Origin of the sequence: Stenotrophomonas capsici (genome assembly GCF_034961085.1) — a bacterium.
In the GTDB taxonomy this organism is placed as follows: domain Bacteria; phylum Pseudomonadota; class Gammaproteobacteria; order Xanthomonadales; family Xanthomonadaceae; genus Stenotrophomonas; species Stenotrophomonas capsici.
Genome location: NZ_JAYFUH010000037.1, coordinates 1 through 6,058 on the forward strand (window position 1 = coordinate 1; position 6,058 = coordinate 6,058).

Genomic DNA, 6,058 nt, shown 5'->3' on the forward strand with positions numbered 1-6,058 from the left:
CGGCCGAGCGGGCGCTGAAGAAATTCATCATGAAGCTGATCAGGCCCGCGGCGGCGGCCGGCTCCAGGATCACCGTGTACTTGCCCGGCTCCAGCGCCTTGGCCTCGGCCGATTCGGTGGCCTTGCGCTTGGCGATCTCGATGTCCTGGTCGGCCCTGAAGTCCGATGCGTCCTTCAGGTTGCGGCCCACCCAGCCCGAACCGCGGCCGTCCTCGGTGCGCACGGTGCAGGTGTAGTTGAAGTTGGTGCTCTTCTGGTAGCCGAAGTTGCCGTTGCTGTTGGCGATGGCGACGAAGCCGTTGCCGTCCTCCAGGAAGCCGGCGGCGACCAGGCCATGGCCGCGGCACGGGGCGATCGAGTCGGCCGCCACCTTGGCGCGGAACTCCGGGTCGATCGCGGCGGTGGACGCGCTGAAGGTCGGGCTGGCGGTGTACTGCTGCTTGCCGATGGCCGGCACGAATTCGGGGTTTTCCGGTGCCAGCTTCGCAAGGTCCTCGGCGCGGCGGACCACGCGCTCCAGCGAGGCGTCATCGAACTCGTTGATCGAGGCGGTGCCCACGCGCTTGCCGAAGGCCACCTGCACGGCCAGTTCGGCATTGCTGACGATGCCGCTGGTGGAGACGTTGTTCAGCGCGAAACGGATGTTGCCATCGACCGAGCCGGCCAGCGTGGCGGTGCATTCATCGGCCTTGGACAGCGCGATTACCTTGTCCAGGATGGCCTTGGCTTCCTGTTCGGTGAAGATGCTCATGGTTCTCGAAGCTCCTTGACGATCAGCCGAGGCTGCGCGCGGTATTGATGACGTTGATGCCGTCGAAACGGGCGGTGGACGAGCCATGCGACACGGCCGAGACCTGGCCCGGCTGGCCCTTGCCGTCGAAGAACGAGCCGCCCAGGCGGTAGTCGCGCTCATCGGCCACGGCGCTGCAGGCGTTCCAGAATTCCGGCGTGCGGATCTGGTAGGCCACGTCCTCCAGCATGCGGGTGATCTGCCCGTTCTTGATCTCGTAGAACAGCTGCCCGCCGAACTGCGCGTTGTAACGCTGCTGGTCGATGGAGAACGAGCCGTCGCCGATGATGTAGATGCCGTTCTCCACGTCCTTGACCAGGTCGGCCACCGACAGCGGGGTCTTGCCCGGTGCCATCGACACGTTGGCCATGCGCTGGAACTGCACGCTGGACCACGAGTCGGCATAGCAGCAGCCATCGGACTCGGTCTTGCCCAAGATGTGGGCCTGGTCGCGGATGGTCTGGTAGTCGACCAGCTTGCCGTCGGTGATCAGCGGCCAGCGCTTGGTCTTCACGCCCTCGTCGTCGTAGGCCACCGCGCCGAGCGAGCCGGGCTGGGTCTTGTCGGCGAAGATGTTGACCTTGTCGCTGCCGTACTGGAAATGCTGCTCGCGCTTGTCCAGCGTGGCGAAGCTGGTGCCGGCGTAGTTGGCCTCGTAGCCGAGCACGCGGTCCAGCTCCAGCGGATGGCCGACCGATTCGTGGATGGTCAGCCAGGTGTGCGAGGGGTCCAGCACCAGGTCGTACTTGCCCGGCTTCACCGATGGCGCCTTGAGCTTCTCCTGCGCGTCCTTGGCCGCGGCGATGGCGTCCTCGCGCATGTCGTAGGACTGGCCGTACACGGTCACGCCGTTGGGCAGCACGGTCTTGCCGGAGGCATCGCCGTCCAGGTATTCGAAGCCCAGGCCCATCGGCGAGGACAAGCCGTCGCGGGTGCGGAACTTGCCGCTGGCCTTGTCGATGGCAGTGACCGTCATCGGTGCCCAGATGCGGTGCACGTCCTGGTCGATGTAGGAGCCATCGGTGGAGGCGAAATACTTCTGCTCGTTGACCAGGAACAGCATCGAGTTGACGAAGCTGGCACCGGCGGCGGTCGCGGCGGCATTGACGCCCAGCAGCAGGTCGGCCTTGTCCTTGATCGGCACTTCCATCGCGTTCTTCCTGATCGGCGTGCGCCAGCTGACCTCGCCGTAGCCCGGTGCCTTGGCAAACTGCACCGGCGCGGTCTGCACCTTGGCATTGGCCTTGGCGATGGCGGCGGCCTGCTGCGCGGCCTTGACCACGCCGGCGGGGCTCAGGTCGTTGGTGGCGGCGAAGCCCCAGGCACCATTCACGATCACGCGGATGCCGGTGCCGGTGGACTCGGTGTTCACCACGTTCTGGACCTTGTCCTCGCGGGTGATCACGAACTGGCGCAGGTAGCGGCCGATGCGCACGTCGCAATAGGTGGCGCCGGCGGCGCGGGCGGCGTTCAGTGCGTCATCGGCCAGGCGTTTCTTGACGGCGGGGTCGAGCACGGTGAGCAGCTGCTCGGCGGCGATCGCCTTGCCGAAGAACGATGGCACCATCAGGCCACCGGCGGTGAGCCCGGTCAGGGCGAGGAAGTCACGTCTTTGCAAGGCTGCTCTCCGGAGGCGCGGCCCGCGATGCGGGCAATGGGCAACGAACGACGATGGCTTCGCGATGCTCTGCGAACCCTCCCGATTCTTGCGGGCGCGCGATGACAGCGGTAGTGACTTTAGGCATGGATGATGTGCCGGTGGTGCGGTTCGGGGCGCACGGCATCCCCTCCGCAACGCGTCCCTTGCCTGCGGCAAAGGGAGGGAGCGGTTCAGGAGTGAACGGGAGGGCTGGCGTTGATGCGTTACCCGCGGCCCCCGACCACGTCGCCCATCACCCCCTGCAGCCATTCCACGAACACCCGCAGCCGCTGCGAGGGATGCCGCCGATGCGGGAACAGCAGGTGCATCGGCATCGGGTCGGCGCGGTGGTCCGGCATCACCTCCACCAGGCGTCCATCGGCCAGCTCATCACGCACGTCATAGGCGGGGATCTGGATCAGCCCCATCCCGGCGATGCAGCAGGCGATGTAGGCCTCGGCGCTGTTGACGGTGACGCGTCCGCGCAACGGCAGGGTGTGCAGCGCCCCGTGTTCGCGCCACTCCCAGGGTTCGACCCGGCCGCTGCCGGGCGAGGCGTACAACACGCCCCAATGCTGCTCCAGCCGGCGTGGATGAACAGGCACGCCGTGCGTGGCCAGGTAGCCGGCACTGGCCACGTTGAGCAGCGGCAGCTGGCCCAGGCTGCGCGCCACCAGGCGCGAGTCCTGCAGCGGGCCGACCCGCAACGCGCAATCCACGCCGTCCTCGACCAGGTCGATGCTGCGGTCGGTGATGCCCAGTTCCACGTCGATCTGCGGATGCGCCTGCAGGAACGCCGGCAGCGCCGGTGCCACGATCAGGCGCCCGATGCGGCCGGGGACATCGACCTTCAGCCGCCCGCTGAGCGCCTGCGGCGCCTGCCGGAACAACTGCTCGGCCTCGTCCGTGTCGGCGATCAGCTGCTGGCAGCGGGCATGGAACAGCAGCCCGTCCTGGGTGGGCGTGACCTGGCGGGTGGTGCGGTGGAGCAGGCGCGTGCCCAGCCGCTGTTCCAGCGTGCGCACCGCCTCGGAGACGGTGGAGCGCGGCAGGTTCAGCTGGTCGGCGGCGCGGGTGAAGCCGGCACAGTCGACCACGCGGACGAAGATGCGGTAAAGCTCGATGCGGTCCATGGGCGGATTGTCCGGAAAGGCCGACAAGTGAAGTCAGAATGGCGGGCTTTATCCGGAATTCCAAGCCGATAGCCTCTGTGGGCATCCACCCGCTCAGGAGTTGCCCCATGACCGACCATCGCATCCACGGCAAGACCGTCCTCATCGCCGGCGGCGCCAAGAACCTGGGCGGCCTGCTCGCCCGTGACCTGGCCGCCCAGGGCGCGGTCGGCATCGCCCTCCATTACAACGGCGACGCCGCCCGTGCCGAGGCCGAGGCCACCGCCGAGGCGGTGCGCGCCGCCGGGGCCGACGCGCACCTGTTCCAGGCCGACCTGACCCACGCCACGGCGGTGGAGCAGCTGTTCGCCGATGCCCGGCAGGCATTGGGCCGCATCGACATCGCGGTCAACACGGTGGGCAAGGTGCTGAAGAAGCCGATGACCCAGATCAGCGAGGCCGAGTTCGACCAGATGGACGCGGTCAACAACAAGGCGGCGTTCTTCTTCCTGAAGGAAGCCGGCCGCCACCTGGCCGACAACGGCAAGGTGTGCACGCTGGTGACCTCGCTGCTGGGGGCGTTCACCCCGTTCTACTCCAGCTATGCCGGCACCAAGGCGCCGGTGGAGCACTACACCCGTGCGGCGGCCAAGGAGTTCGGCGAGCGCGGCATCTCGGTGACCGCGATCGGCCCGGGGCCGATGGACACCCCGTTCTTCTACCCGGCCGAAGGTGCCGACGCGGTGGCGTACCACAAGACCGCCGCGGCGCTGTCGCCGTTCTCGCGCACCGGCCTGACCGACATCCAGGACATCGTGCCGTGGGTGCGCTTCCTGGTGTCCGAGGGCTGGTGGATGACCGGGCAGACGATCCTGGTCAATGGTGGGTATACGACGCGCTGACAGCGTCGCCCCTCATCCGCCCCGTTGGGGCACCTTCTCCCGCTTGCGGGAGAAGGAAGCGGTTTGCTGCAGCGTGCGGTGCTTCCCTCCCTTCTCCCGCTTGCGGGAGAAGGAAGCGGTTTGCTGCAGTGTGCGGTACTTCCCTCCCTTCTCCCGCAAGCGGGAGAAGGTGCCCGCAGGGCGGATGAGGGCAGCGTTTCGCGCTTACCCCAACGACCGCGCGGTATTGATGATGCTCACCCCGTCAAAGCGCGTCGTCGCCGAACCGTGCGACACCGCCGACACCTGGCCCGGTTGGCCCTTGCCGTCGAAGAACGAACCGCCCAGGCGGAAGTCGCGTTCGTCGCAGATCGCACTGCAGGCATTCCAGAACTCGGGCGTGCGGATCTGGTACGCCGCGTCCTCGACCAACCCGGTGATCTCGCCGTTCCTGATCTGGTAGCAGAGCTGGCCGCCGAACTGCGCGTTGTAGCGCTGCTGGTCGATCGAATACGAACCACGGCCGTGGATGTAGATGCCGTTCTCCACGTCCTTGACCATCTGCGCCGGCGTCAGCGGCGCCTTGCCCGGGGCAAGCGACACGTTGGCCATGCGTTGGAACTGCACGCTCTTCCACGAATCGGCGTAGCTGCAGCCGTGCGAGGCGTTCTCGCCGAGGATGTGCACCTCGTCGCGGGTGGCCTGGTAGTTGACCAGGATGCCGTCCTTGACCAGGTCCCAGCGCCGGGTCTTCACGCCCTCATCGTCGTACCCTACCGCGCCCAGGCTGTACGGCTCGGTCTTGTCGGCGGTGAAGTTGACGATCTCGCTGCCCCACCGATAGCCGCTCTCGCGCTTGTCCAGCGTGGCGAAGCTGGTGCCGGCGTAGTTGGCTTCGTAGCCGAGCACGCGGTCCAGCTCCAGCGGGTGGCCGACGTTCTCGTGGATGGTCAGGAACAGGTTGGACGGGTCCAGCACCAGGTCGTACTTGCCCGGCTTCACCGACGGCGCGGTGAGCTTGGCGCGCGCCTGCTTCGCGGCGGCGATGGCGTCCTCGACCGGGTCATAGGAATGCCCGTAGCCCACCACGCCACCGGGCAGCGCGTGCTTGTCGGCGGCGTTGCCGTCGAGGAACTCCCAGCCCATGCCGGCCGGCGCCGACAGCCCGGCGCGGGTGCGGAACTTGCCGCTGGCCTTGTCGATGGCGGTCGCGGTGAACGGCAGCCAGATGCGGTGCACGTCCTGGTCGATCCACGAGCCATCGCTGGAGGCGAAGTACTTCTGTTCGTTGACCAGGAACAACTGCGAGTTGATGAAGTCGGCGCCGGCGTTGATCGCCGCGGCGTTGATCGACAGCAGCAGCTCCACCTTGTCCTTGACCGGTACCGCCATCGCGTTGCTGCGGATCGGCGTCGCCCATTGCACCTCACCGACGCCCGGCGTCGGTGCCAGCTGCACGGCACGGGTCTGGATCTTCGCGTTGGCACGCGCGATCGCCATGGCCTGGGCCACGGCGACGGCCACGCCCTGCGCATTGGTCTGGTTGCTGGCGGCGAAGCCCCAGGCACCATCGACGATCACGCGGATGCCCACGCCGGCGGATTCGCTGTTGGTGACGTTCTGCACCTTGTCTTCG

The 6,058-nt window shown here is 67.4% G+C and carries 5 protein-coding genes; 1 reads left to right on the forward strand and 4 read right to left on the reverse strand.

Annotated features, from left to right (window positions below; all coding sequences use genetic code 11):
* The 3 genes from VA603_RS01035 to VA603_RS01045 form a co-directional block, all read right to left on the reverse strand.
* The coding region (locus VA603_RS01035; protein WP_323437679.1) for a PmbA/TldA family metallopeptidase at positions 1-751 on the reverse strand (751 nt) is incomplete at its 3' end.
* 22 nt (positions 752-773) lie between these two features.
* Positions 774-2,408 (reverse strand): TldD/PmbA family protein, encoded by a 1,635-nt coding sequence (locus VA603_RS01040; protein WP_323437680.1) that lies wholly within the window; start codon positions 2,406-2,408, stop codon positions 774-776.
* Positions 2,409-2,653: 245 nt separating this feature from the next.
* Positions 2,654-3,562, reverse strand: a complete 909-nt coding sequence (locus VA603_RS01045; protein ID WP_132862329.1) for a LysR family transcriptional regulator — start codon at positions 3,560-3,562, stop codon at positions 2,654-2,656.
* 107 nt (positions 3,563-3,669) lie between these two features.
* Here VA603_RS01045 and VA603_RS01050 point away from each other — a divergent pair, with 107 nt between their 5' ends.
* The gene (locus tag VA603_RS01050; protein WP_323437681.1) at positions 3,670-4,443 is read left to right on the forward strand and encodes an SDR family oxidoreductase; all 774 of its coding nucleotides are present in this window, start codon (positions 3,670-3,672) and stop codon (positions 4,441-4,443) included.
* A gap of 204 nt (positions 4,444-4,647) precedes the next feature.
* On the opposite strand, the gene VA603_RS01055 is transcribed toward VA603_RS01050, so the two are convergent.
* Positions 4,648-6,058, reverse strand: a 1,411-nt coding sequence (locus VA603_RS01055) for a TldD/PmbA family protein (protein WP_323437682.1), incomplete at its 5' end; no start/stop codon positions are given.